27 protein-coding genes are annotated in these 24,526 nt (G+C 69.7%); 9 read left to right on the forward strand and 18 right to left on the reverse strand.

The annotated features are described in order from the left end of the window. Positions 1-9: 9 nt before the first annotated feature. From trmD to rpsP, 4 genes are read right to left on the reverse strand one after another with little or no spacing between them, the layout of a single operon-like run. Positions 10-699, reverse strand: a complete 690-nt coding sequence (gene trmD, locus ABC271_RS09760) for a tRNA (guanosine(37)-N1)-methyltransferase TrmD (protein WP_412924683.1) — start codon at positions 697-699, stop codon at positions 10-12. Position 700: 1 nt separating this feature from the next. After that, positions 701-1,375 (reverse strand): ribosome maturation factor RimM, encoded by a 675-nt coding sequence (gene rimM / locus ABC271_RS09765; RefSeq protein ID WP_412924684.1) that lies wholly within the window; start codon positions 1,373-1,375, stop codon positions 701-703. Continuing rightward, positions 1,375-1,605, reverse strand: coding sequence for an RNA-binding protein (locus tag ABC271_RS09770; RefSeq protein ID WP_138172408.1), 231 nt, complete (start codon positions 1,603-1,605; stop codon positions 1,375-1,377). Before ABC271_RS09770 ends, rimM begins: the two co-directional genes overlap by 1 nt. 5 nt (positions 1,606-1,610) lie before the next feature. Then, positions 1,611-2,030 (reverse strand): 30S ribosomal protein S16, encoded by a 420-nt coding sequence (gene rpsP / locus ABC271_RS09775; RefSeq protein WP_412924685.1) that lies wholly within the window; start codon positions 2,028-2,030, stop codon positions 1,611-1,613. 189 nt (positions 2,031-2,219) lie between these two features. Between rpsP and ABC271_RS09780 the strand changes: the two genes are divergently transcribed. Both ABC271_RS09780 and ABC271_RS09785 read left to right on the forward strand, forming a co-directional pair. Further along, the gene (locus tag ABC271_RS09780; RefSeq protein ID WP_412924686.1) at positions 2,220-3,383 is read left to right on the forward strand and encodes a glutamate--cysteine ligase; all 1,164 of its coding nucleotides are present in this window, start codon (positions 2,220-2,222) and stop codon (positions 3,381-3,383) included. A 52-nt stretch (positions 3,384-3,435) separates the two neighbouring features. Beyond that, on the forward strand, positions 3,436-4,167 hold the full coding sequence (locus ABC271_RS09785; protein WP_412924687.1) for an SGNH/GDSL hydrolase family protein: 732 nt from the start codon (positions 3,436-3,438) through the stop codon (positions 4,165-4,167). Between the two features lie 48 nt (positions 4,168-4,215). Here the strand turns inward: ABC271_RS09785 and ffh are convergent, their stop codons facing one another. After that, the gene (gene ffh, locus ABC271_RS09790; protein WP_412924688.1) at positions 4,216-5,760 is read right to left on the reverse strand and encodes a signal recognition particle protein; all 1,545 of its coding nucleotides are present in this window, start codon (positions 5,758-5,760) and stop codon (positions 4,216-4,218) included. A gap of 150 nt (positions 5,761-5,910) precedes the next feature. After that, the gene (locus ABC271_RS09795; protein WP_412924689.1) at positions 5,911-6,456 is read right to left on the reverse strand and encodes a TetR/AcrR family transcriptional regulator; all 546 of its coding nucleotides are present in this window, start codon (positions 6,454-6,456) and stop codon (positions 5,911-5,913) included. 63 nt (positions 6,457-6,519) lie between these two features. Between ABC271_RS09795 and lipB the strand changes: the two genes are divergently transcribed. The 4 genes from lipB (at position 6,520) to ABC271_RS09815 (ending at position 9,816) form a co-directional block, all read left to right on the forward strand. Beyond that, positions 6,520-7,158, forward strand: coding sequence for a lipoyl(octanoyl) transferase LipB (gene lipB / locus ABC271_RS09800; RefSeq protein WP_412924690.1), 639 nt, complete (start codon positions 6,520-6,522; stop codon positions 7,156-7,158). Beyond that, positions 7,155-8,189, forward strand: a complete 1,035-nt coding sequence (gene lipA / locus ABC271_RS09805; protein ID WP_412924691.1) for a lipoyl synthase — start codon at positions 7,155-7,157, stop codon at positions 8,187-8,189. The genes lipB and lipA overlap by 4 nt, the downstream gene beginning before the upstream one ends. Positions 8,190-8,314: 125 nt before the next feature. Continuing rightward, positions 8,315-9,490: an inorganic phosphate transporter gene (locus tag ABC271_RS09810; protein ID WP_412924692.1), complete on the forward strand. Its 1,176-nt coding sequence runs from the start codon at positions 8,315-8,317 to the stop codon at positions 9,488-9,490. Beyond that, complete coding sequence (locus ABC271_RS09815; protein WP_412924693.1) at positions 9,487-9,816, forward strand: hypothetical protein; 330 nt, start codon at positions 9,487-9,489, stop codon at positions 9,814-9,816. Before ABC271_RS09810 ends, ABC271_RS09815 begins: the two co-directional genes overlap by 4 nt. Before the next feature lie 13 nt (positions 9,817-9,829). On the opposite strand, the gene ABC271_RS09820 is transcribed toward ABC271_RS09815, so the two are convergent. From ABC271_RS09820 to smc, 4 genes are all read right to left on the reverse strand, one after another. Then, positions 9,830-10,258 (reverse strand): MSMEG_6728 family protein, encoded by a 429-nt coding sequence (locus ABC271_RS09820; protein WP_412924694.1) that lies wholly within the window; start codon positions 10,256-10,258, stop codon positions 9,830-9,832. Positions 10,259-10,262: 4 nt separating this feature from the next. After that, positions 10,263-10,763 (reverse strand): DUF2004 domain-containing protein, encoded by a 501-nt coding sequence (locus ABC271_RS09825; protein WP_412924695.1) that lies wholly within the window; start codon positions 10,761-10,763, stop codon positions 10,263-10,265. 71 nt (positions 10,764-10,834) lie between these two features. Beyond that, the gene (gene ftsY, locus ABC271_RS09830; RefSeq protein WP_077051642.1) at positions 10,835-11,707 is read right to left on the reverse strand and encodes a signal recognition particle-docking protein FtsY; all 873 of its coding nucleotides are present in this window, start codon (positions 11,705-11,707) and stop codon (positions 10,835-10,837) included. A 4-nt stretch (positions 11,708-11,711) separates the two neighbouring features. After that, positions 11,712-15,239 (reverse strand): chromosome segregation protein SMC, encoded by a 3,528-nt coding sequence (smc, locus tag ABC271_RS09835; protein ID WP_412924696.1) that lies wholly within the window; start codon positions 15,237-15,239, stop codon positions 11,712-11,714. Between the two features lie 465 nt (positions 15,240-15,704). Here smc and ABC271_RS09840 point away from each other — a divergent pair, with 465 nt between their 5' ends. Beyond that, positions 15,705-15,986: a hypothetical protein gene (locus tag ABC271_RS09840; protein ID WP_412924697.1), complete on the forward strand. Its 282-nt coding sequence runs from the start codon at positions 15,705-15,707 to the stop codon at positions 15,984-15,986. Positions 15,987-16,054: 68 nt separating this feature from the next. Further along, on the forward strand, positions 16,055-17,137 hold the full coding sequence (locus ABC271_RS09845; protein WP_412924698.1) for a GNAT family N-acetyltransferase: 1,083 nt from the start codon (positions 16,055-16,057) through the stop codon (positions 17,135-17,137). Between the two features lie 44 nt (positions 17,138-17,181). Here the strand turns inward: ABC271_RS09845 and ABC271_RS09850 are convergent, their stop codons facing one another. From ABC271_RS09850 to ABC271_RS09885, 8 genes are all read right to left on the reverse strand, one after another. Continuing rightward, positions 17,182-18,183 carry an NAD-dependent epimerase/dehydratase family protein gene (locus ABC271_RS09850; RefSeq protein ID WP_412924699.1) on the reverse strand — a complete coding sequence of 334 codons (1,002 nt, stop codon included), beginning with the start codon at positions 18,181-18,183 and terminating at the stop codon, positions 17,182-17,184. A gap of 33 nt (positions 18,184-18,216) precedes the next feature. Next, positions 18,217-18,660 carry a MerR family transcriptional regulator gene (locus ABC271_RS09855; RefSeq protein WP_412924700.1) on the reverse strand — a complete coding sequence of 148 codons (444 nt, stop codon included), beginning with the start codon at positions 18,658-18,660 and terminating at the stop codon, positions 18,217-18,219. 178 nt (positions 18,661-18,838) lie between these two features. Beyond that, on the reverse strand, positions 18,839-19,729 hold the full coding sequence (gene mutM / locus ABC271_RS09860; RefSeq protein WP_412924701.1) for a bifunctional DNA-formamidopyrimidine glycosylase/DNA-(apurinic or apyrimidinic site) lyase: 891 nt from the start codon (positions 19,727-19,729) through the stop codon (positions 18,839-18,841). Next, entirely contained in the window at positions 19,722-20,402 is a 681-nt protein-coding gene (rnc, locus tag ABC271_RS09865; RefSeq protein WP_412924702.1) for a ribonuclease III, read from the reverse strand. Before rnc ends, mutM begins: the two co-directional genes overlap by 8 nt. A 10-nt stretch (positions 20,403-20,412) precedes the next feature. Then, positions 20,413-20,622: a 50S ribosomal protein L32 gene (gene rpmF, locus ABC271_RS09870; RefSeq protein WP_013586329.1), complete on the reverse strand. Its 210-nt coding sequence runs from the start codon at positions 20,620-20,622 to the stop codon at positions 20,413-20,415. A gap of 2 nt (positions 20,623-20,624) precedes the next feature. Beyond that, a complete protein-coding gene (locus ABC271_RS09875) occupies positions 20,625-21,119 on the reverse strand; it encodes a YceD family protein (RefSeq protein WP_412926130.1) in 495 nt (164 codons plus the stop codon). A gap of 119 nt (positions 21,120-21,238) precedes the next feature. Further along, on the reverse strand, positions 21,239-21,736 hold the full coding sequence (coaD, locus tag ABC271_RS09880; protein WP_412924703.1) for a pantetheine-phosphate adenylyltransferase: 498 nt from the start codon (positions 21,734-21,736) through the stop codon (positions 21,239-21,241). Between the two features lie 16 nt (positions 21,737-21,752). After that, on the reverse strand, positions 21,753-23,912 hold the full coding sequence (locus tag ABC271_RS09885; protein ID WP_412924704.1) for an ATP-dependent DNA helicase RecG: 2,160 nt from the start codon (positions 23,910-23,912) through the stop codon (positions 21,753-21,755). A gap of 49 nt (positions 23,913-23,961) precedes the next feature. Here ABC271_RS09885 and rsmD point away from each other — a divergent pair, with 49 nt between their 5' ends. Next, entirely contained in the window at positions 23,962-24,525 is a 564-nt protein-coding gene (gene rsmD / locus ABC271_RS09890) for a 16S rRNA (guanine(966)-N(2))-methyltransferase RsmD (protein WP_412924705.1), read from the forward strand. The last annotated feature ends 1 nt before the right edge of the window (position 24,526 follow it).

Genomic DNA, 24,526 nt, shown 5'->3' on the forward strand with positions numbered 1-24,526 from the left:
GACACGCGCTCAGTCGGTGAGGAGGTCCGGTCGGCGTTCGCGGGTGCGCTCGAGCTGTTGCTCGCGGCGCCAGGTCGCCACCGCGCCGTGGTTGCCGCTCAGGAGCACCGGCGGAACGTCGAGGCCGCGCCACGAAGCGGGCTTGGTGAACGACGGATACTCCAGCAGGCCGTCTTCGTGGGACTCCTCCACTAGGCTCTCGGGGTTGCCCACGACACCGGGGATCAATCGGCCGATGGCCTCGACCATCGCCATCACGGCGACCTCGCCGCCGTTGAGCACGTAGTCCCCGAGGCTGAGCAGACGCACGCGACCGAGGCCCGCCGCGTAGTCGAACACGCGTTCGTCGATGCCCTCGTAGCGGCCGCACCCGAAGACGAGGTGCTCCTCGGTCGAGAGCTCGCGGGCGATCTTCTGCGTGAAGCGCTCCCCCGCGGGCGACGGGAAAACGATGACCGGGGTTGCCTCGGCATCGCGCGTCACGTCGTCGAGAGCCTCGCCCCACGGCTCGGGCTTCATGACCATCCCCGCACCACCGCCGTACGGGGTGTCGTCGACCGTGCGGTGACGGTCGTGCGTGTAGTCGCGGAGATCGTGCACGCGCACGTCGAGCAACCCGCTCTGGCGAGCCTTGCCCAGGAGAGACACCTCGAGGGCGTCGAAGATCGTCGGGAAGATCGAGACGACGTCGATGCGCACGTCAGTCCTCGCGGGAGTCGGCGGCAGCGTCACCCTCCGGTTCGCCACCGGAGGCATCGGTGTCTTCGGAGGCCGTTTCTTCGCGCGGTGTGTCGTCCTCGCCGGGCAGCTCTTCGAAGAGGCCGGCAGGGGGCGTGACGACCACGCGACCGCCGTCGATATCGACCTCGGGCACGATGGCGCTCACGAACGGAACGAGAACGTCGGCGTCCTCGCCGCGACCCGTCGGGCGCACGATCAGCAGGTCTTGCGCGGGGAAGTGATCGACCCGCACGACGCGACCGATCACCGCGCCGTCACGCACGACATCGAGGCCCACGAGCTGATGGTCGTACCAGGCGTCATCCTCCTGGGTCGGCGACTCGGTGTCCTGATCGATCCAGAGGATGGCTTTCACCAGCTCTTCCGCGACCGTGCGATCGTCCACGCCCTCGAAGAAGGCGACGGGGTGGGAGTTCATCCACCGGAACTCGCGGACCTTCAACTCGCGGCCGTGCCACGGGGAGGTCTCGGGAACCTGGAGGGTGAAGGTGTTGCCGGGGACGAAGCGTCCCTCGGGGTCATCGGTGTACAGCTCGAGCTTGAACGCGCCCTTGAGGCCGTGGGCCTTGACCAGGCGGCCCACGCGGAGCTGGGTCTTGGCGGGCTGAGCACCCGCGGCGTCGCCGTCCGACATCAGTCGTCGGCGACGTCGACGCGGACGCGCTGCCCGTCGGCGAGGGCCGTGATGAGCGTACGCAGCGCCTTGGCGGTGCGACCGCCGCGCCCGATCACGCGACCCCGATCATCGGGGTGCACGCGAACCTCCAGCACCTCGCCACGCGGCGAGGTGGAGGAACGGATGGTCACGGCGTCCGGGTGATCGACGATCCCCTTGACGACGTGTTCGAGCGCGGCGGACAGCACGGGACTTACTCTGCCGAGGTCTCGGCGGCGGAGGCTTCGGGCGCCTCGGCGGCCGGGGCCTCGTCGGCCTTCTTCTCGGCCTTGGGCTTCACGACCGACTTCTTCGAGGAGTCGGCCTCGAAGGCGGCCTTCGGCTCACGGACCTTGACGGTGGACTTCGCGTCCTTCTCGCCCTTGAACGTGCCCCAGTCGCCCGTGAGCTTGAGGATGGCACGCACCTGCTCGGTCGGCTGAGCGCCGACGCCGAGCCAGTACTGGGCGCGCTCCGAGTCGACCTCGATGAACGAGGGCTCCTCGGTCGGGTGGTACTTGCCGATCTCCTCGATCACACGACCGTCGCGCTTGGTGCGCGAGTCGGCGACAACGATGCGGTAGTAGGGCGCACGGATCTTGCCGAGACGCTTGAGTCGGATCTTGACAGCCACGATTTCTCCTGTGGTGGGAAATGAACGAACCGGTCGCCTGGAGCGTGGGGTGCACACCCGGCGGAAGCTCAAAGAGGAGGACCGGTGCTGGATAGAGGGTCGAGCACCTGGTCCGACCCTCTATTCTGCCAGATGACACGGTGGGTAGCGAACCCGACGACGCACGTGTCGTCATGTCAGACTGACCACATGACGCTGCCGTTCGCCCCGTCCGCCCGTTCCTCGGTGGGACTCGAATGGGAACTCATGCTCGCCGACCGCGAGACGGGCGACCTGGTACCGCGTGCTCCCGAGATCCTGGAGCTCGTCGAAGAGGCCACCGCACACGAGCGATTCACCGTGACCGGCGAGTTGCTCACGAACACGGTCGAGGTCACGAGCGGTGTGGGACACACCGTGGCGGAGGCGGTCGACGACATCGCGGATGCCATCGGCGCGCTGCGCGAGCAGACCGAACCCCGCGGCATCGAGTTGCTGTGCGCCGGCAGCCACCCCTTCGCGCAGTGGTACGACCAGCAGGTCACCGACAAGACGCGGTATCACACCCTCATCGAGCGCACCCAGTGGTGGGGCCGGAACATGATGATCTGGGGCATCCACGTCCACGTGGGCGTCGACGACGTCGACAAGGTGATCCCCATCGTCAATGCGCTGACGGTGTTCCTCCCGCACCTGCAGGCGCTGTCGGCATCCAGCCCGTTCTGGGCGGGCGAGCGAACCGGCTACGCCAGCAACCGCGCACTGGTGTTCCAACAGCTCCCCACCGCGGGCCTCCCCTGGCAGCTGAAGGAGTGGACGGACTTCGAGCACTATCTCGACGACATGGTCCGCACGGGCGTGATGGCGGATGCCAGCGAGGTGCGCTGGGACATCCGGCCGGCGCCCCGCTGGGGAACGATCGAGATCCGCGCGTGCGACGGCATGTCGACTCTGCCGGAGCTCGCCGCCGTGGCCGCGCTCGCGCAGACCCTCGTGGAGCGCTTCTCGCGCATCCTCGATGAGGGCGGCGAGCTCCCCGGCATCCCGCCGTGGTTCGCCCGCGAGAACAAGTGGCGGTCCGCCCGGTACGGCCTGGACGCCCGCGTGATCGTGGATCGCGACGGCACCCAGCTGCCGGTGCGCGAGCACCTGAGGACGACGATGGAGGAGCTCGCCGACATCGCCGTCGAACTGAAGTGCGCGCGTGAGTTCGCGGGCCTGGAGACGATCCTCGCCACCGGGGGAAGTTCCGCTCGCCAGATCGCCGTTGCCGAGGCGGCGGATGGTGACCTCCGCGCGGTCGTCCAGCACCTCATCCGGGAGTTCCGTGGTGGTCCGACGCTCCGCGAGCACCTCGCCGCCCTGCGAGCGTGACCCCATGACCCCTCGGCGCGGACTCATAAGTTCGCGGCCGTAGGATCGCGCCATGACCCCTCGGCGCCGTGCCTCGACGCTCCTGCTCGCGGCCGCAGCCGTGAGCGGCCTCGCCACGATGACCGCGTGTGCGCCCGAGCCTTCCGGGGAATCGCCCGACCGCGTCGCGGCAGTGACCTTTCCGTCGCCGTCCGTCACAGCCGCCGCGCCGCAGCGGTCGTCGGCACCGCTGCGGATCGTAACTCTCGGCGACTCGCTGATGGCCGGATCCGGCCTCGAGCGCGACGAGGCGTGGCCCCAACTCCTCGCTCAGCGTGATGACGTGTCCGTGACGAATCTCGCGTGCGGCGGCATGGGGTTCGTGGTCTCGGGCGAATGCGGCACGTCTTACGCCGGCTTCTCCCCCGCGATCGCGGCACTGCAACCCGAACTGATCCTCGTGCAGAGCTCGAGCAACGACTTCTGGCAGGATGCCGACGACATCCGTACCGACACAAACGACACCGTGAACCAGTTGCGCGACGCCGCTCCCGACGCGCGCATCGTCGGACTCAGCACGATCTGGAACGACGATCCGGCGGTCCCGGACGACACGGCGACGACCTCGGACGCTCTCCGGGATGCCGTCGATTCGGTCGGGGGGACGTTCATCGACATCGGCCAGCCGCTCGTCGGTCACCCCGAGTGGATGCAGGACGACGACGTCCACCCGACCGCGCGGGGCGAGAGAGCCATCGAGCAGACGGTGTTCTCCGCTCTCGAGGACGCCGGCGTCCTCTCCTGACGGCCGCTCGTCGGCGGGGCCGGAGCGACCGCTCGGCGGCCGCGGGTGTCAGCCTCGGCCGAGGAGCTTCTGCAGTTCGGCGAGGTCGGCCTCGCTCGGCGCCTTCTGCCCGCCCAGACCGAAGCCGGAGCCGGTCGCGGGAGCCGCAGCGGCGATGCCGGCGTTCTCCGCCGCCCGCTTGGCAGGGTTGCCCGAGCGCGAGCCCTTCGCCTTCTGCTGCTTCCCGCGCTTGGAGGAGGCGCCCGGCTTGCCGCCGATCGAACCCATTCCGGGGATGTTGGGCACTCCGCCGCGCGCGACGGTCTTCATCATCTTGGCGGCCTGCTCGAAACGTTGCACGAGCTGATTGACATCGGTGACGGTCATTCCGGAACCACGCGCGATGCGCAGGCGGCGCGAGCCGTTGAGGATCTTGGGATTGCGACGCTCGGCGACGGTCATGGAGCGGATGATCGCCTCGGTGCGGTCGATCTCGCGCTCGTCGAAGTCCTCGAGCTGCTGCTTCATGGACCCCATGCCCGGGAGCATCCCGAGCATCTTCTTCATGGAGCCCATCTTCTTCATCTGCTGCATCTGCTCGAGGAAGTCCTCGAGCGTGAAGGTCTCCGTCGCGAGCTTCTCGGCGACCTTCATCGCCTCGGCCTCGTCGAAAGCCTGCTGCGCCTGCTCGATCAGCGTGAGGATGTCACCGAGATCGAGGATGCGCGAGGCCATGCGGTCGGGGTGGAACGGCTCGACGTCGTCGAGACCCTCACCCGTGGACGCGAAGATGATCGGACGCCCTGTCACGGATGCGACCGAGAGCGCGGCGCCACCGCGGGCGTCACCGTCGAGCTTCGACAACACCACGCCGGTGAAGTCGACGCCGTCCTGGAAGGCCTTCGCCGTGTTCACGGCATCCTGACCGATCATCGCGTCGATGACGAACAGCACCTCGTCGGGCTGCGTCGCCGTACGGATGTCGGCCGCCTGCTTCATCAGCTCGGCGTCGACGCCGAGTCGCCCGGCGGTGTCGATGATGACGGTGTCGTACTGCTGACGCGTGGCGTACGCGACGCCATCGCGGGCGACCTTCACCGGGTCTCCGACGCCGTTGCCCGGCTCGGGGGCGTAGATAGCGGCTCCCGCGCGCTCGGCGACGACCTGGAGCTGGTTCACGGCGTTGGGGCGCTGGAGGTCACAGGCGACGAGAAGTGGCGTGTGTCCGTCCTTCTCGAGCATCTTCGCGAGCTTGCCAGCGAACGTCGTCTTACCCGACCCCTGGAGGCCCGCGAGCATGATGACCGTCGGCGGGTTCTTGGCGAACTGCAGGCGACGCTGCTGACCACCCAGGATGCCGATGAGCTCGTCGTTGACGATCTGCACGACCTGCTGCGCGGGGTTCAGGGCGCGGTTGACCTCATCACCCAGCGCGCGCTCGCGGACGGCGGCGGTGAACTCCTTGACCACCGGCAGCGCGACGTCGGCGTCGAGCAGGGCACGCCGGATCTCACGGACCGTCCCGTCGATGTCGGCGGGGGTGAGCTGCCCCTTCTTGCGCAGATTGCGGAAGGTCTCTGTGAGCCGGTCGGAGAGCGTGCCGAAAGTCGCCATGATGGAAAGAGTTTACGCGGCCGTCCCGGTTACCGCCGCCGCTGCGGCTGGGCCGTCGCGCAACCTCCGTGATTCGCCGGGGCGCAGTCCGATGAGGGCGATCGGACTGAGCGTGCGCAGATCGCGGTGGAGACGACGGATGCCACGCGCTCAGGCCGCCGCCAGGGCCTCCGACAGCGTCTCGGTCAGCGCACGACCTGCTGTGTGGTCGGCCCACGCCCAGACCGCCGCGAGCACGGCGGCCGACAGCGCCGCTCCGCGCACCTGAGCGGGAAGCGGCGCCGTACCGTCGCGCACAAGCCGCGCCGCCGTCTCGCGCTGCAGCCGGAACTGACGGATCGCACGGTCGCGATCGAGCTCGGCGGCGATGCCCATGGCATCCGCGTTCACGATGGCCAGGGCCAGGGCGTCGGGTGCGAGCCCGTCACCGATCCCCAGGAGTACGTCGTGCACCGCACCCCCGTCGCGGAGGTCGGCGACCGCCGCGTCGACGCGCTCGTCGAAGCCCGACCAGAGCACGTCGCTCTTGGCCGAGAAGTAGTTGAAGAAGCTCGATCGGCTCACGCCGGCGCGGCGCGTGATGTCCGACACCGAGGTGGCGTCGTAGCCCTTCTCCAAGAACAGTTCGCACGCGGCCTCCGACAGCACCTCGCGTGACGACGCGCGGGGGCGTCCCGTTCGCGATTCGGTGGCCATGACGACAGCCTACGGGCGTGCACATGTGTATTCTTGGACGCAATCCAACAACCGGGAGCGGTGATGCTCGAGATTCTTCGCGCGGGGCTCGGCCCCGACTACGTGCCGTATCTGGACGGCTGGGCTCTGCAGCGCGTGGTGCACGCCGACGTCGTCGCGGGGACGCGGCCCGACACGTTGCTTCTGCTCGAGCACGAACCGGTCTACACCGCGGGCAAGCGCACGGAGGCGCACGAACGCCCCACGGACGGCACCCCCGTGATCGACGTCGATCGCGGCGGCAAGATCACCTGGCACGGCCCGGGGCAGCTCGTGGGCTACCCGATCGTCCGGCTTCCCGAGCCGCTCGACGTCGTCGCTCACGTACGACGCCTCGAGGGTCTGCTCATTTCCGCCCTCGCCGCGCACGGTGTCGAGGGCTTCCGCGTCGAGGGGCGCAGCGGCGTCTGGGTGCGTCGCCCGCTCGGGGTCGACAAGGTCGCGGCGATCGGCGTGCGCGTCGAGAAAGGTGTCACCATGCACGGGTTCGCGGTCAACTGCGACAACACTCTGGCCGGATTCCGGGGCATCGTTCCCTGCGGGATCACGGATGCCGGCGTCACCACGGTCAGCGAGGTCGTCGGCGCCGAGGTCTCCCCCGCCGACATCATCGCCAGTGTGGAATCCGTCTTCCGCGCCGAGTACTCGGCGGTGGCCGCGTGAGCGCCTGCGGAACGGGCAGCGCCGGGGGCGCGGCATCCACGGCTCCGAACGGCCGCAAGCTCCTCCGCCTCGAGGTGCGCAACGCGCAGACCCCGATCGAGCGCAAGCCCGAGTGGATCAAGACGAAGGCACGCCTCGGGCCCGAATACACGGCGCTGCAGAATCTCGTGAAGACCGAGGAGCTGCACACGGTGTGCCAGGAGGCCGGGTGCCCGAACATCTTCGAGTGCTGGGAGGACCGCGAGGCGACGTTCCTCATCGGCGGCTCGCAGTGCACGCGGCGCTGCGACTTCTGCCAGATCGACACGGGCAAGCCCGCGGACTACGACACCGACGAGCCGCGCCGCGTCGCGGAGAGCGTGTCGCGGATGCAGCTGCGCTACGCCACGGTCACCGGCGTCGCCCGCGACGACCTGCCCGACGAGGGCGCCTGGCTGCACGCGGAGACGGTGCGGCGCATCCACGCGGAGAACCCGGGAACGGGTGTCGAGATCCTCGCGACCGACTTCTCCGGCAACACAGCTCTGCTCGACGAGGTCTTCTCGTCGCGGCCGGAGGTGTTCGCGCACAACGTCGAGACGGTGCCGCGCATCTTCAAGCGCATCCGCCCCGCGTTCCGGTACGAGCGGTCGCTCGGGGTGCTGACCGCGGCGCGGGACGCTGGGCTCATCACGAAGTCGAACCTCATCCTCGGCATGGGCGAGGAGCCGGAAGAGGTGGTGCAGGCGCTCCACGATCTGCACGAGGCCGGAACGGACATCATCACCATCACGCAGTACCTGCGTCCGACCCCGCGGCACCTTCCGGTGCAGCGCTGGGTCAAGCCCGCCGAATTCGTCGAGTTCAAGGAGGAGGCTGAGCGCATCGGGTTCCTCGGGGTGCTTGCCGGTCCGCTGGTGCGGTCCTCCTACCGCGCCGGACGCCTGTGGGCGCAGTCGATGGTCTCGAAGGGCCGCGAGATCCCGCCTCACCTCGCGCACCTCGCGAAGGACATCGCCGCGGCCGACGCGGGCTTCGCGCAGGCGGTGTGAACGGCGCAGAGTAGACCCGTCCACCCCCGCGAGGGAAGCTCCCTTTCCGTTCGTCTTCGAGGTCTAGCGTGACGCCCGGTCATCCGACCGCACGTGGGAAACACCTACTCGAACGGAGCCTCCCGGTGGACCTCGCCGTCCTGATTCCCGTCCTCCTCGTCGTCGCCCTTTCCTTCTTCTTCGACTTCACCAACGGCTTCCACGACACCGCCAACGCCATGGCGACGTCGGTCGCCACCGGCGCACTCAAGCCCAAGGTCGCCGTCCTCATCTCCGCCGTGCTCAACCTCGTCGGAGCGTTCCTCTCCACCGCTGTGGCCAAGACCGTGTCCGAGGGCATCCTCGCCCAGGACGATCAGGGCCTGCCGAACATCACCGTCCCGATGATCTTCGCGGGGCTCATGGGCGCGGTGCTGTGGAACCTCCTCACCTGGTGGCTCGGGCTGCCGTCCAGCTCGACGCACGCACTGTTCGGCGGGCTCATCGGTGCCGCCGTGATCGGCGCCGGATTCAGCGCGGTCGAATGGGGCGGGGTCCTCTCCAAGATCGTCCTGCCGGCGCTGCTGTCGCCGTTCATCGCCGGATCGGTCGCCCTCCTCGCCACCTACCTCGTCTACCGCGTCACGCGGATGGCCAGGGTCGCTGGTTCGACCACCGCCTTCCGGCACGGGCAGACGGTCTCCGCCTCGCTCGTTTCCCTCGCGCACGGGACGAACGACGCGCAGAAGACGATGGGCGTCATCACCCTGACGCTCATCGTCGCGGGATATCAGGAGGCAGGGACCGCGCCCCCGTTCTGGGTCATCCTCGGCGCGGGTCTCGCGATCGCGCTCGGCACCTACCTCGGCGGGTGGCGGATCATGCGGACGGTCGGCAAGCGCATCACCGATGTGAAGCCCCCTCAAGGCTTCGCGGCCGAGACGAGTGCGGCATCCACCATTCTCATCTCCTCCACTCTGGGCTTCCCGCTCTCGACCACCCAGGTGACCTCCGGTGCCGTCGTCGGCTCGGGGCTGGGCAAGCGCCTCGCCTCCGTGCACTGGAACGTCGTCGCCCGGATCGCGTTCGCGTGGATCGTGACCCTCCCCGCCGCGGCCCTGGTCGGCGGACTCGCCGCGTGGGCGGCCGGCGCCGGCACACTCGGTCTCGTCGCGGTGCTGCTCCTGGGGCTCGGCGCGTGCGCGGGGCTCTTCCTGCTGGCCCGCCGCAAGCCCGTGTCGGCCGAGAACGTCAACGATGAGTCCCTGGACGCCGACGGCCCCGGCCGCTCGGATGAGAGCAAGCAGGAGGCACGCGCATGAACGGCATCCGACACGCGGCGTCGGCGTCCGCCGGATGGCTCGGCGTCGACTGGGGTTCGATCGGGCTCGTGTTCGTCGTCGGCCTCATCGCGACCCTGGTCATCGTGGGGCTCTACACCGCGGGCATTCGCCTGCTGGCGGTGGGGGCACCCGATATCCAAGTTGTGGCCGACGGCGACCCCGAGGGAGCCGACGCGGTCGTGACCGAGCGCACCCGCCCCCGCCCGGTGGCGGCGACGATCGGCGGATTCGCGTGCTTCGCCGGCTTCGCTGCCGCGGTGCTCTACGGCATCTACCTGGTCATCCCCGCATTCCACGGGCACTGACCGCCGGCGCGGGTCAGACCGGCCAGATGTACGGCAGGTCGTCGGGGATGTCCCCGAAACGGGGCCGGTAGAACTCGGCATCCTTTCGGACGAGGTTCGACCGGTGCGCGAGGTGGAACGCTTCGTCACCGAGCCACGGCGGCAGGTCCAGGGCGTCCTGGGCCTGACCGTCGACCTCGGGCGCGAAGGCGAGGATCTTCTGCCGCACGGTGTCGGCGCGCCCCTGCGCAATCCACGCGTCGGTCATGACGAGGCCGTACGAGACGAGCGCCGGCAGGTGTCCGTCCCACATCTTCGCCGCCGGGTGGTGGCGCCAGCCGTGATCAGGGACGGTGAGCGCTCGCAGCAGTTGGAACGTCTCGACGCGCTGCTTGCCGAGACGACGCCCGTCGAGAGCTTCCGCGGAATCGATGAACGACGGGTACGGCAGGAACGTCTGCACGGGGTCAGTCGGCGCTGGTGACCGACTGCACCTGCCCGTCGGAGGCGAGGTTCACCAGGAGAACGTCGTCGGTGGAGTCGGGATCGAGCGCGTACTCGAGGACGGCGAAAGGATCGCTGCCCCCGTGCTCGTCCGCCAGGATCGTCATGCTCATCAGCTGCAACGACTTGATGACGTCGATGTGGGTGTCACCGGAGGGATCGCTCAGCAGATCGTCGAGCTCCTCGCCGAGAGTCGCCTGCTGCTGGAGGATGTACTCCGTCACCTCACTGGTGCGGTCGTCGAGTTCGTTGACCATGGCGTTGCGCGCCGCGAGGTCGATCGTCTCCAGCGACGAGATCATCGCCGCGGCGACGTCGAGCGCGTCGATCGACACGTCGTCCTGGTCGGGAGCGGTCAGGTCGACGGTGACGCTCTGATCGCCGAACTCGACGTTCTCCGACCAGAAGATCGACCCGTCGGGTCCCGACTCGAGGAGTCCGAAGAAGTCGTGCTCGATCGCCATTCCCCCATGAAACCAGCCAGACCCGCCTCGCGAAAGGCGACCCGCCAGAAGGGCGAAGTGCGGTAAGGGGGTCAGTCGACGAGCGAAGCCGCGAACACATGGGGCGTGAAGCCGGTGAGGTCGTTGATCCCCTCGCCCTGTCCGAGCAGCTTGACCGGGATGCCGGTGCGTTCCTGCACCGCCAGGACGAAACCGCCCTTGGCCGAACCGTCGAGCTTTGTCAGCACGAGACCCGTCACTCCCGCGCTGTCGAGGAAGGCTTGCGCCTGCATCAGGCCGTTCTGGCCGGTGGTGGCATCCAACACCAGGAGCACCTCGCTGATCGGTGCCTGCTTCTCGATGACGCGCTTGATCTTGCCGAGCTCGTCCATCAGGCCGCCCTTGGTGTGCAGACGCCCGGCGGTGTCGACCAAGACGATCTCGGTGCCCGTCTCCTTCGCGTGGGCGACGGTCTGGAAGGCGACGGATGCCGGATCCTGGCCCTCGTGCTGCGGGCGGACGATCGTGGCTCCCCCGCGCTCGGCCCACGTCGCGAGCTGATCGACGGCCGCGGCGCGGAAGGTGTCGGCCGCGCCGACGACGACAGTCCGGCCGTAGCGCTGGAGGAACTTGGCGAACTTGCCGATCGTCGTCGTCTTACCCACGCCGTTGACGCCGACCACGAGAACGACGGCCGGACGCTCGGTCAAGCGCAGGGTGGTGTCGAACTTCGCGAAATGCTCTTCGAGGGTCTCGCGCAGCATGCGCTGGAGGTCGCGCGGATCCGTGGTCCGATAGCGATCGACCTTCTCCCGCAGCTCGTCGATCAGCCGCTCGGTGACGTCCGGACCGAAGTCGGCGGTCAGCAGAGCGGTCTCGAGGTCGTCCCACGTGGTCTCGTCGATGGTGGGTTTGACGAACAGTCCGCGCAGCGCGCGACCGAGCGACCAGGAGTTCTCAGCCATTCCTTCAGCTTACGGGGGCCGGTTCCGCCCCCGCGCGGGCGCGATCGCCAACGCGCTGTCCGACGACGGCTGACACACCGTCCTGACGCATCGACACGCCGTACAGCGCATCGGCGATCTCCATGGTGCGCTTCTGGTGGGTGATGACGATGAGCTGGCTGCTCTCGCGCAGCTTCTCGAAGACGCCCAGCAGCCGGCCGAGGTTCGCGTCGTCGAGGGCCGCTTCGACCTCATCGAGGATGTAGAAGGGGCTTGGACGAGCCGTGAAGATCGCGGTGAGGAACGCGACCGCCGCGAGCGACCGCTCGCCGCCCGACAGCAGCGAGAGCCGTTCGATCTTCTTCCCGACCGGGCGAACGGCGACCTCGATGCCCGTGGTCAGCGGGTTGTCCGGGTCGGTGAGAGAAATACTTCCCGCGCCGCCCGGGAAGAGGATCGGGAAGATCTCGCCGAACGCCGCGCGAGTGTCCTCGAAAGCGGCCGTGAAGATCGTCTGCATGCGCTCGTCGAGCTCGGCGATGATCGTCTGCAGATCCGCGCGGGTCTGCTGCAGGTCCGCGAGCTGCTCGGTCAGGAACGCATGGCGCTGTTCGAGCGCCGCGAACTCCTCGAGCGCGAGCGGATTCACCCGCCCCAGCTGACCCAGCTTCCGCTCGGCATCCTGCAGTCGGCGTTTCTGCGCGGCGCGGTCGAACACTTCGGCTTCCACGCCCTCGGCGGCAGGGATGAGCTGATCAGGACCATATTCCGAAACGAGAATGTCTTCGTTGAGCGACAGCTCGGACTGCACGCGTTCGAGCAGGCTCGTGACGTGGAGCCGCTTCTCATGCATCTGCAGTTCGAGGACGTGGACGCTCTCGGTGAGGCGCGCGAGGCGCTCGCGAACCGCCGTCTCCTCACTGCGCGCCCGGGTCAGGTCGGCCGTCACCGCGGAGCGGGCCGATTCTGCGGAGGCAAGCTCGACGCGCGCCTGGCTGACCGACCGGTCGATCGAGTCGAGCAGCGGCGGAAGGGCTCCCGCCACCTCCGCGGCGATCTCGCGCTGTGCGCGGCGGATCACGGCGCGGCGCGCCGCGGCGTCCGCGGCGGCGCGCTCGCGTTCGCGCTGCTGCTCCAGTTGCACGATGCGGGCTTCCCCGGCCCGCACCCGTTCCCGCAGGGTCTCGATGTCGAGCCGCGCGCGCATCTCGCCCTCGCGGGCCGTCTCGAGATCGGCGAGCATCCCCTCACGGGCCGAGGCGTCGAGGAGCGGCCGAGGCACCTCGAGAGCCCGCGCGAGGGTCTCGTCGGCGACGCGCGCTTTCTCCTCCGCATCCGCGACCGCGGCCTGCGCCTGCGCGAGGCCGACCTCCACCCGCTCGCACTCCGCGACCGCCGCCTCGTGACGGACCGTGACGCGGTTGAGCTTCTCGGCGTGCGCGGCGAGGGCGGCGTCGTGGGCGCGGAGGGTCGTGAGCGCCTCCTTCGTGCGCGCGCGAGCATCGGTGAGTCTCTGCTGCGCTTCGGACAGGGCCTCCCGCAGCGAGTCGGCGATGACGGTGACCTCGGCGAGCCGATCCGTCGCGGCATCCCGCTCGGCGGCCAGTTCGAGCCGCGAGCGACCGCCCCCGGAGCCGGCACGCAGAGTCCGGGCGGTCAGGACCGCACCGTCCCGCGTGACCACGACGCTGCCCACCGGCGCCGCCTCCAGCGCCGGGCGCGCCGCCTCGGCGGCGGCGAGGTCGTCGACGATCACGACCCCCGACAGGATGCCGAGAACCCCCGCGGGAGCGGTGACGACGTCCACGGCACGCACGCCCCCGTCGACCTCGAAGCCGACGGATCCGTCGGGGGCATCGGCGACCGCGATCTCGACCACGCCGAGGTCGCCCTCGCGCGCGGCGCGGGCCGCGGCGAACGCCGCGGCACCATCGTCGACGAGCAACCCTTCCGCGAGGGAACCGAGCGCCGCGGCGATGGCCGGCTCGTACCCCGCCGTGACCTTGACGGCGTCGCCGACGAGCCCGCGGATGCCGGCGGCTCCGCTCGCGGCGAGGTCCGCGGCGGCGTTGCGGACGTCGAGGGCGCGTCCGAGCGCGGTCGTCTGGGCCGTGAGGGCGTCCCTCTCGCGCTCGGCGGCGTGCAGCCGCTCGCGAAGACCCGTCACCTCGGTCTCGGTGTCGTTGGTCTCGCGTTGTGCCCGCTCGTAGGCGGATGCATGCTCCGCGGCCGACTCCTCCGGCGTCACGTCGGGGTCGAGCGCCGAGCGAGCCTCTTCGGCCTCCGCGAGTCGTTCGCGCGCGGCATCCAGAGCGCGCTGCTGACGGTCGACGGCACCGCGCACGGCGGCCAGGCCCGACGCCGCCGCCTCCGCGGATCCGCGCAGCGCCGTGAGCTTCATGTCGTGCTCGGAGACGAGCGCGCTCTGCGCGGCGATGTCGGCGTCGAGCGCGTCGAGCTCTGCGCGCGCGCGAGTCACCGTCCGGGCCGCGTGGGCCGCGGCATCCTGAGCATCGCCGAGCCCGTCTGCGATGTCGTCGATCTCGGCGCGCACGTCGTCGATCATCGCCTGGGTGACGGTGGGAGCGGCCGCGGATGCCTCGCCGTCATCATCCGCGAGCAGCGTGAGTCGCTGACCGGCGAGGGAGTACAGCCCGCGCAGGCGCTCCTGCACCTGTTCGAGGGAGAACGTCACGCTCCGCGCGCGGTCGACAGCTTCGGAACGCTGCTCCTCCTCGAGTCGCTCGACCTTGGCACGGATGCCGTCCGCCTGGTCCTGAAGCATCAATCGTTCGGTGTGCCGCTCGCTCTCAGCCGCTGCCGCGTCAGCGAGTTCGCGTCGGAGCTGCACGAGTTCGTCGGCGAACAGGCGCGCTTTCGCGTCGCGGACGACGGCGGCGATCGTGGCCGCCTCCCGCGCGATCTCGGCCTGCTTGCCGAGCGGCTTCAACTGCCGGCGCAGCTCACCCGCGAGGTCGCTCAAGCGCGTGAGGTTGGTCTCCATCGCCTCGAGCTTGCGCACCGTCTTCTCTTTTCGGCGGCGGTGCTTGAGGATTCCGGCGGCTTCCTCGATGAAGCCGCGCCGCTCCTCGGCGGAGGCCTGCAGCACGGTGTCGAGGCGCCCCTGCCCGATGATCACGTGCATCTCCCGGCCGAGGCCGGAGTCGCTGAGAAGTTCCTGCACGTCGAGCAAACGGCAGGTCTGACCGTTGATCGCGTACTCGCTCGCCCCGTTGCGGAACAGCGTGCGACTGATCGTGACCTCGCTGTACTCGATCGGCAACGCCCCGTCGGCATTGTCGATCGTGAGTTGCACCTCCGCGCGACCGAGGGGTCCGCGCGTGGACGTGCCGGCGAAGATGACGTCCTCCATCTTGCCGCCGCGAAGAGTCTTCGCGCCCTGCTCCCCCATGACCCAGGCGAGCGCGTCCACGACGTTGGACTTGCCCGAGCCGTTCGGACCGACGATGCACGTGACCCCGGGCTCCAACGCGAACGTCGTCGACTGCGCGAAGGACTTGAATCCCTTCAGCGTGACGCTCTTGAGGTGCATGCGGATGCGCCTTCCCGACCCGGTGGACTTCCGCCTCACGCTACCCGACAGCCTGCGGAATTCCGCGGTGGCAGGCCGATGGAACCCCGGCTCGACGCGCCCGACGGTCCGTCGTTTCTGGATCTCCGCTTGACATTTGCTGAACGCCTTCGCTAGCGTCGGGGGTCGCAACCGACGTCGAAAGGAGGTCACCCCATGATTCGCAACACCACCGGCTCTCTCGCCACCGGCTTCACCGCCGCCCCCGTGCTGTCTGCACCGCTGCGCGGAGTGACCACCGCCGTCGGCATGCCTGTCCGTCAGGCGTGACGTCGCCGCGTTGAGACGTTCGATCGTCTCCGCTCCCGCCCTGGCATCCGCTCATCGGATGCCATGCGCCCGGGTCTTCTGAGACCCCTCACCGCCTCCCGTCGGCCCTCGCCGACCGTGGCCTCTCTGCTCGTTCTTCCTCATCGGAGCCTCCGCATGAACTCATCGCTCACGCGCGCGCCGCAGCACACGGTATCCGCGCTCTCGCTCCCCGTCGTCGAGACCTCGGCCCAGCGCCGTCTCGGTCCGATCGACCGACTCTCTCTCCGCCTCGGCCTCTGGTTGCTCGTGCGCGCCGCCGCGCGCGCCGATCAGGCCGTCCAGCGCGCAGCCCAAGCGGCCTCGGCAGCCGACCAGGCTCGCCGGAACGCCCATGAGCGGGCGCTCCGCGAGGCCGATTGGCAGCGCAAGGCGCTCCACCTGCGTCCGCCGCTGTGAACGGGCGGGGCCGCTCACCCCGGCCCCGCCCGCCTTCTCGCCCGACTCTCTCCCTCGAAAGATCCCTCATGACCACCCTTCCGGCCGGCCTCGAGCTGCGCCCCCTTCACATTCCGGCATCCATCGATGCCGCCGACGCCGCGGACTTCCTCGAGATGTCGCGCGTGCGGAACCTCGTGTACGCCGAGATCGCCGGCCACGACGATCGCGCGATGCCCGCCGACGAACTGCTGCCCGTCTACCGTCCGACCGCTTCTCAGATCCGCCTCGTGTGGATCGCGGTCTGGAAGGGCGAGGTCGTCGGCCGCGTCGGCCTCGATCTCCCGCAGGAGGACGGCGCCCGCACCGGCTTCTGGCTCATCGAACTTCTCCGCCGCGCGTGGGGTCGGGGCATCGGCCGCGCGGCGCACGACCTCATCGAGCGGACCGCCCGCGAGCACGGCCGGACGATCCTGCAGTCGTGGGCAGAACACCCCGCGGCCGACGGTCCCCAGCTCGACGCGCCGACGGGCTTCGGTCGCATCCCCCTCGATCGCGCCGCGCGCTTCTACCTCGCGGCCGGGTACTCCCTGGAGCAGATCGTGCGACAGAGCCAGCTCGACCTCGAGGGTGCCGAGCCACACCTCACCCGTCTGCTGGCGGATGCGGAGGCCGCGGCATCCGGCTATCGCGTCATCCAGTGGACGCTCCCCACGCCGCCCGAGTTCGTCGACGGCTTCGCCTACATGAAGTCACGCATGATCACCGACGCGCCCTCGGCGGGCCTCGATCATGACGAAGAGGTGTGGGATGCCGCCCGCGTCGCGGACTGGGAACGGGTGTACACCGACTCCGACCGCCACTTGCTCGTCACCGTCGCGCAACACGTCGACTCGGGCGAGCTGGCCGCATTCAACGAACTCGTCATCGGGAAGGACCGGACGGCGGTGACCAATCAGGAGGACACCCTCGTCGTCGCGGCCCATCGAGGGCACCGACTCGGAATGCTCGTGAAGTGCGCCGGGCTGCTCGCCTGGCGCGCGGCCGTGCCCGAGTCACCGCGCGTGATGACGTGGAATGCCGAGGAGAACCGGCCGATGCTGTCGATCAACGAGACGATCGGCTTCGTGCCGATGTCGTACGAAGGGGCGTGGCAGAAGATCCTCGACTGAGCCGGGGTGCCGGCGCGGGTCGCCGGCACCCCGGGACTTCGATCTCAGATCCCGTGGCCGAGCATTCCGCGCTCGCGCATGTCGTCGAGCGTCTCGATGATGGTGGTCTCGGCCGGACGTGGTGCGAAGCCGAGCTCCGCCTTCGCCCGCTCGTTGTGAATGACGAGAGGGGGCAGCTCGTCGCCGGGCACTTCCTCGGTCGGAGCCGCCGCGGCGAGCTCACCCAGGTGCGCGCGCAGAACGGATGCCACTCCCAGCCACGAGATCGTCGGTCCGTCGGCGAGCAGCAGGTACCGTTTGCCGGCGGCATTCGGGGTCGTCATCGCCGACAGGTGCGCCGCGGAGACGTCGCGGACGTCGGCGATGCCGAAACGCTGGCGCGGGGCGAGAGGCATTCGGCCGCCGAGCATCGCGAGGAATGCCTGCAACGATGACCGCGGGTCGGCGGTCAGCGTGGGTCCGGCGATCCAGGTCGGGTTGAGGACGACGAGCTCGAGTCCGTCCCCCTCCCGCTCGATGAACTCCCATGCGGCGCGCTCGGCGACGGCCTTCGAACGTGGGTACGCGGGGAGTTCGGGAGCCGCGGGATCCGTCCAGTCGCGCTCGTCGAACTCGCGGACGCCCTTGGCGTTCACGGGCTTGGGCGAGTAGCCGACGGCCGCGAACGACGAGGTCAGCACGACACGCTCGACGCCGGCGTCCCGTGCCGCGCGAAGGACACGCAACGCGCCGTCGCGGGCGGGAGTGACCACGAGGTCGGCGTCCTCGGTGGCGTGGGTCATCGGGGATGCGAGGTGGTAGACGCCCGCGACGCCCGAGACCGCGGCATCCCATCCGACGTCGTCGGTGAGGGAGGCGACGGTGAGGTCGAGGCCGGCGTCGTCGACCCCGGCCCGTCGTACGGCCTCGCGGAGCGCAGGTTCGGCGTCGAGGGAACGGACGGCGGCGCGAACGGTGGCGCCCTGACGGAGGAGATCGGCGACGACCCGGGTTCCGAGATAGCCGGAGGCCCCGGTGACCAGCACGGTGTGGTGAGAAGTGTTCATACCGAGAGTCGACCAGGCCTCAAGCGCATGAAGTCAAGCGCGGATGAGCGTCTCCAGCTCGGGGTAGATCTCGTGAACACGCACCTGCGCTTCGGCCTCCGCCTCGGCGTCCCCCCGATCGCGGGCGTCCCACAGCGCGGACTTGCGGCGCAGGTACTGCAGGTGCACGTTCAGCGTCGCGATCTCGAGCTCCACGCGTTCGGCGTGACGGAGAAGGATGTCGCGCTGCTGCGCGGCAGCGGCGTTGCCCCGCGCACGATTCGCCTGGTACGTGCGCATGTCCTCGATCCCTACGCCCATCGCCCGGAGACACGCGAGCACCTGCAGGTCGTCGAGGTCCTTCTCCCCATACCGGCGGTGACCGCTGCTCGGGTCGCGGGAGATGGGGCCGATGAGCCCGACTTCTTCGTAGTACCGGAGGGTGGGTTCGCTGAGCCCGGTGCGGCGAGCGGCCTGCTGGATGGTGAGCGCTGACATACCCCCAGCTGAGCACACTTCCAGCGCTTGAGGTCAAGCACCCGCGGCTTCCGAAACGCCGAGACGTCATTCCGCCGACGTCTCCCTTGCAGCGTGCGGGCGGGTTGTCGGCGGGATGCTGTCTCGCGGCCAGGTGGCGCGGCCAGGTGGCGCAGCCACGTGGCGCGACCAGGCACGGTCAGCGCAGCCGCTGACACCTCGGGCAGAAGTGGCTCGAGCGGTTCATGAACGACACTCGCACGATCGGTCGGCCGCAGCGCGGACACGGCTGACCCGTGCGGCCGTACGCGTTGAGCGAGTGCGCGAAGTACCCGGCCTGCCCGTTGACGTTGACGTACTGGGCGTCGAAGCTCGTGCCGCCCTCGGCGAGAGCCTTCTCCAGCACCGCCCGGACCTCGGCCAGCAGCCGGTTCACCGAACGGGTCGGAAGATCGGATGCCACGGTCTCGGGGTGGATGCGTGCGGCCCACAGCGACTCGTCGGCGTAGATGTTGCCGATGCCGCTCGCCACGGTCTGGTCGAGGAGCACACGCTTGATGCCCGACGACGTGCGCGCCAGCCGAGCGCGGAACCGTGCGTCGTCGAACGCCGGGTCGAGCGGATCGCGGGCGATGTGTGCGACCTGGGTCGGAACGAGCGGCAGGGACGATCCGCGGCCGCCGGCCGCGCCATCCGGTGTGACCACGAGCTCGTCGAGCGCGAGCGAGCCGAACGTGCGCTGATCGGCGAACACGACCGACAGCGGACCGTGTACCGGATGCTCGAGCTCGATGCGGATCCGCTCGTGCCGCTCCTCCGGCGCGCCGGGCACGCGCAAGAGCATCTGCCCGCTCATGCCGAGATGCGTGACGATGGCCTCGTCCGCGCCCACCGGCATCCACAGGAACTTGCCGCGCCGCACCGCCGAATCGATCCGCCGGCCGGTGAGCTCGGCCTCGAAGTGCTCCGGCGTGCCGGAATGCCGGGTGAGCGCACGCGCATCGCGCACGTCCACCGAAGCGATGAGTGCGCCGGAGACCGCGGGTTCGAGGCCCGCTCGCACGACCTCGACCTCGGGCAGCTCAGGCACGGGCGTTGAGCTCCCGCCACGCGTCGAGTGCGGCGGCCATCTCGGCCTGCTTCTTGCTCGACCCGGTGCCGTGCGTGACGACGTCGCCGACGGTGACGGTCGCGGTGAAGCGACGGTCGTGGTCGGGACCGGCGGCCTCGATCGAATACACCGGCGCCGCGAGTGAGTGGCGAGCGGCGATCTCCTGCAGGCTCGTCTTCGGATCCATCGCCGCCCCGTATCGATCGGGGTCGGTCAGCAGCGGCTCGACGAGACGCAGCACGAGGCCCGTTGCGGCATCCGGGCCGGCGGAGAGGTACGTCGCCCCGATCACGGCTTCCATGGTGTCGGCCAGGATCGAGTCCTTGTCACGACCACCGGTGAGGATCTCACCGCGGCCGAGACGCACGTGATCACCCAGTCCGATTCTCCTCGCGACCTCGGCGAGGGCCACGGTCGACACCACGCTCGCGCGGCGCTTGGCGAGACTGCCCTCGTCGAGATCCGGATGCCGGGTGTACAGGCGCACCGTGACCGCCTGGCCGAGCACCGAGTCGCCGAGGAACTCGAGCCGCTCGTTGTGCGGGATGGCGCCGTTCTCGTAGGCGAACGAGCGATGGGTCAGCGCAAGAGAAAGAAGCTCGGGGTCGATGTCGACCCCGAGCTTCTCGATGAGCGCAGCGTTACGCGTCACCGGACGTTGATCAGACGTCGGCGACCTTGCGGCCCTTGTACTCGAGGAAGAGCTCGGTGCCCTGCGAGTCGGTGACGACCTTCGCCTGGTGGGGGCGGCTGTAGACGACCTTGCCGTTCTCGATGGTCTTGACCAGCGCGGGGGCTTCGGCCTTCCACTGCGCGCGACGCGAGCGGGTGTTGGAGCGGGAGACCTTCCGCTTCGGGGGGTTACCTGCCATGGCTAGCTCTTCTCTGTCTTGGGGGCGGCGCGGAGCGCATCGCCGTCGTCTGGGGTGTACTGCTGGAGCGCGGCCCACCGGGGATCGGCGGGCGTCTGCTCCGTGTCGCCGGCGCTCTCCGTCAGCTTCTCACCCGTGACCGGGTCGAGCCCGAGGCAATCCGGCTGACACACCGGCTGGAACGGAAGCGAGAGGACGATGGCATCCCGGACCAGATTTTCAAGATCCACGTGGTCGTCTTGAACTTCGAAGTCGTTCGCTTCATCCCCAGGATACGCGAAAAGTTCCTGGAACTCGACTTCGACAGGCTCGGTGATGTCGGTGAGGCACCGTCCGCACACGCCCGTGGCGGTGGTGTCGACCGTTCCCGAGACGAGGATGCCCTCGTGAACCGACTCCAGGCGGACGTCGATCTCGAGGATCTCCGCGGCGGCGATGGACACGAGACCCTCGCCCCATTTCTCCGGGGCGGGGATGTCGAGCTCGTGCTCGCGCATCTCGCCCGGGTGGCGCTCGATGTCGCGGACGGGGAGCTGGAAGGGTCCGGGGCGGTGGGTTCTCACGGTCGTCCATGCTACCCGGGTGCCCCTGGGCAGGGGCCGTGCGGCGCGAGACGTCAGAGGCCGCGCGCGCCGGTGTCGAGGAACCGCGCGACGGGCGCGGGAACGTAGGGCGAGACGTCGCCGCCGAGAGCGGCGACCTGACGAACGAGCGAGCTCGAGACGAGCGCGTGCGACGGGTCGGGAAGCAGGAACACCGTCTCGACGTGGGCGAGGTCGCGGTTCACGATCGCCATCGGGGTCTCGTACGCGACGTCGACCTGCGACCGGATGCCTTTGACCAGCACCTGCGCGCCCACATCGGTGGCGTAGTCGACGAGAAGACCCATGCTCCACGCGGCGACGATGACGTCGCCCTCGATGCCCTCTTCCTGGATCGACTGCTCGAGCAGCGCCTGGCGCTGGGCGATCGGGAGCATCGCCTCCTTGCCCGGGTTGTGGACGACGAGCACGTGGAGCTGGTCGAACAGACCCGCCGCGCGGCGGATCACGTCGAGGTGACCCCGCGTCGGCGGGTCGAAGGAACCGGGTACGACGGCGATCCGCGGACTCATTCCGCCAGCCTACCGATCACGACTTGGCCAGGGCTGCGCGCTCCTCGACACCGACGCGTCGCTCGAGAGCGGCGGCGAGTCCGGGATGGCGCACGAGCGCGGGGTCGTCGGCGAGCACCGTCTCGGCGGCGGCGCGGGCTTCGACGATGAGATCGGCGTCCGTGACCACCCGCAGAAGACGCAGCGACGACCGCACGCCCGACTGTGCTCCCCCGAGCACGTCCCCCTCACCGCGGAGCTCGAGATCGACCTCGGCGAGCTCGAACCCGTCGAGCGTGCGAGCCACGGCCTCGACGCGAGAGCGTGACGACGTCCCCGGTGCGGCCTCGGTCACGAGCAGGCACAGGCCCGGAAGTCCGCCGCGGCCCACGCGACCGCGCAGCTGGTGGAGCTGCGAGACGCCGAACCGGTCGGCCTCGAGGATCACCATGGTCGAAGCGTTCGGGACGTCGACGCCCACCTCGATCACCGTCGTCGCCACGAGCACGTCGATGTCGCCGCGCGCGAACGCCTGCATCACGGCATCCTTCTCATCGGCGTGCATCTTGCCGTGCAGGATCTCGACGCGGATGTCGGCGAACGCCGGCAGCGTGTCGAGCAGAGCCCGCACCTGCACGACGCCCCACCGGGTGCGCGTGTCGGCTCCGTCGGCCGGTTCGTCACCGACCTCGTCGGAGGTCAGCTTCTCGGCGTCGATCGCGGCGCACACGACGAACACCTGGTGCGTCTTCGCCACCTCCTCGGCGACGCGGTCCCACACCCGCGCGAACCACCCCGGCTTCTCGGCGAGCGGCGCGACGAACGTCTGGATGCCGGCCCGCCCCGCGGGCATCGTGCGGATGGTCGAGACATCGAGGTCGCCGAACACCGTCATCGCGACGGTGCGAGGGATCGGCGTCGCGGTGAGGACCAGGGTGTGCGGCGACTCGCCCTTGGCGCGGAGCGCCTCGCGCTGGTCGACACCGAAGCGGTGCTGCTCGTCGACGACGACGAATCCGAGATCGGCGAACGTGGTGGTCGAGCTGAGCAGCGCATGCGTGCCGACGACGATCCGCGCCTGACCGGATGCCACGCGGAGCGCCGCGCGACGACGCTCGGCAGCTGGGAGCTGCCCGGTGAGCAGGGTCGGCATGAGCTCGGGCGCGAGCTGCGGGCCGAGCATCTTGGCGATCGACCGCACGTGCTGGGCGGCGAGCACCTCGGTCGGCGCGATCAGGGCGGACTGCCCGCCGGACTCGGCGACCTGGAGCATCGCGCGCAGCGCCACCAGCGTCTTCCCCGAACCCACCTCGCCCTGCACCAGACGGTTCATGGGCCAGTCGCCGACGAGATCCTCGGCGATGCGGGCACCCACGCTCTCCTGGTCGGGAGTCAGCGCGAACGGCAGGCCCGCGTCGAAACGCTCGAGGAGTCCGCCCGGGGCCGCGGGCCGCTTCGTCGCCGACAGCGCGCGAACGAACTGCCGCTGCTGCAACAGCGCCGTCTGCAGCACGAACGCCTCCTGCATGCGCAGGGTCGCCACCGCGGGAGGGATCTCGTCATCGTGGTACGGGCGGTGGATGTGCTCGAGCGCCGTCCGTGCGCTGACGAGCCCGTGACGCTCCCGGAGACTCTCGGGGAGCGGGTCGTCGATGGCACCGAGACCGTCGAGGACGAGGGCGATCGTCTTCTGCACGAGCGGGCTGGGCACGGTGCTCGTGGCCGGATAGATCGGGATGGGCCGCTTGGAGTTCACCTCGGCCTCGGCGCGGGCCTCTTCGAGATCGTCGAACAGCGAGTAGTCGGGGTGCGTCAACTGCGTCTGCCCCCGGTACTCCCCCACCTTGCCCGAGAAGATGCCGCGCCGACCCGGCGTGAGGTCTTTGAGCCGCCACGACTGGTTGAAGAACGTCAGGGACATCCGCCCGTCGCCATCGCTGATGATGACCTCGAGCAGTGATCCGCGACGGTTCTGCATCCGCCGCTCCGTCGCACTCACGACCTCGGCCACGATGGTGACCGGCTCGCCGATCGGCAGCGTCGAGATCGGGGTGAGCTCACCGCGCTTGGCATACCGGCGCGGGTAGTGCTCGAGCAACTCGCCGACGGTCTTCATGCCGAACGCGCGCTCGAAGGCGGTGGCGGTCTTCCCGCCGACGGCTCCGTCGAGTCGGGACGACAGCGTGAGACCGGGCATGCTCCGAGTCTAGGCACGGCCCCGGACACGCGGTTTGTAGGGTGAGACGGTGACACGCATCATCTCCGGCCGCGCCGGCGGCACGGTCCTCGACGTCCCCCCGAAGGGCACGCGTCCCACGAGCGACCGTGTGCGCGAATCGCTCTTCGGCGCCCTCGACTCCGCCGACCTCGTCGACGGGGCGCGCGTCCTCGACCTCTACGCAGGCTCGGGCGCGCTCGGGCTCGAGAGCCTCAGCCGCGGCGCCGTGTCCGCCGACCTCGTCGAGCTCTCCGCTCCGGCGGCGACCCTCATCCGCAAGAACGCGGAGCGGGTGCGCGCCGCCGGCGTCACGGGCACCGCCCGGGTGCACCGCGCGAACGCGGCGACGTACGTCGAGGCCTCCGTGGCCGAGTGGGACCTCGTGTTCCTCGATCCGCCCTACGACGTCTCGGATGACGAGGTCGCGCGGATCCTCGCCGGGCTCGCTCCCCGGCTCAGCCCGGATGCCACGATCATCGTCGAGCGGGCGAAGCGCTCCGCCGCGCCGGATTGGGCGGCCGCCGGGCTGGAGGCCGATCGGGACCGCACGTACGGCGACACGACGCTGTGGTGGGGCCGCCCGCTCGCCTGAG

Origin of the sequence: Microbacterium canaveralium (assembly GCF_047238045.1) — a bacterium.
In the GTDB taxonomy this organism is placed as follows: Bacteria; Actinomycetota; Actinomycetes; order Actinomycetales; family Microbacteriaceae; genus Microbacterium.

Bases quoted from the DNA above. Each gene is read 5' to 3' on its own strand.
- ABC271_RS09780 (WP_412924686.1), top strand. From the start codon at position 2,220: ATGACGCTGCCGTTCGCCCCGTCCGCCCGTTCCTCGGTGGGACTCGAA.
- ffh (WP_412924688.1), bottom strand. From the start codon at position 5,760: ATGGCGACTTTCGGCACGCTCTCCGACCGGCTCACAGAGACCTTCCGC.
- smc (WP_412924696.1), bottom strand. From the start codon at position 15,239: ATGCACCTCAAGAGCGTCACGCTGAAGGGATTCAAGTCCTTCGCGCAG.
- ABC271_RS09785 (WP_412924687.1), top strand. From the start codon at position 3,436: ATGACCCCTCGGCGCCGTGCCTCGACGCTCCTGCTCGCGGCCGCAGCC.
- rpmF (WP_013586329.1), bottom strand. From the start codon at position 20,622: ATGGCAGGTAACCCCCCGAAGCGGAAGGTCTCCCGCTCCAACACCCGC.
- coaD (WP_412924703.1), bottom strand. From the start codon at position 21,736: ATGAGTCCGCGGATCGCCGTCGTACCCGGTTCCTTCGACCCGCCGACG.
- ABC271_RS09850 (WP_412924699.1), bottom strand. From the start codon at position 18,183: ATGAACACTTCTCACCACACCGTGCTGGTCACCGGGGCCTCCGGCTAT.
- ABC271_RS09845 (WP_412924698.1), top strand. From the start codon at position 16,055: ATGACCACCCTTCCGGCCGGCCTCGAGCTGCGCCCCCTTCACATTCCG.
- ABC271_RS09840 (WP_412924697.1), top strand. From the start codon at position 15,705: ATGAACTCATCGCTCACGCGCGCGCCGCAGCACACGGTATCCGCGCTC.
- ABC271_RS09855 (WP_412924700.1), bottom strand. From the start codon at position 18,660: ATGTCAGCGCTCACCATCCAGCAGGCCGCTCGCCGCACCGGGCTCAGC.
- ABC271_RS09825 (WP_412924695.1), bottom strand. From the start codon at position 10,763: ATGGCGATCGAGCACGACTTCTTCGGACTCCTCGAGTCGGGACCCGAC.
- ABC271_RS09885 (WP_412924704.1), bottom strand. From the start codon at position 23,912: ATGCCCGGTCTCACGCTGTCGTCCCGACTCGACGGAGCCGTCGGCGGG.
- ABC271_RS09795 (WP_412924689.1), bottom strand. From the start codon at position 6,456: ATGGCCACCGAATCGCGAACGGGACGCCCCCGCGCGTCGTCACGCGAG.
- ABC271_RS09815 (WP_412924693.1), top strand. From the start codon at position 9,487: ATGAACGGCATCCGACACGCGGCGTCGGCGTCCGCCGGATGGCTCGGC.
- ftsY (WP_077051642.1), bottom strand. From the start codon at position 11,707: ATGGCTGAGAACTCCTGGTCGCTCGGTCGCGCGCTGCGCGGACTGTTC.
- rimM (WP_412924684.1), bottom strand. From the start codon at position 1,375: ATGTCGGACGGCGACGCCGCGGGTGCTCAGCCCGCCAAGACCCAGCTC.
- lipB (WP_412924690.1), top strand. From the start codon at position 6,520: ATGCTCGAGATTCTTCGCGCGGGGCTCGGCCCCGACTACGTGCCGTAT.
- ABC271_RS09875 (WP_412926130.1), bottom strand. From the start codon at position 21,119: ATGCGCGAGCACGAGCTCGACATCCCCGCCCCGGAGAAATGGGGCGAG.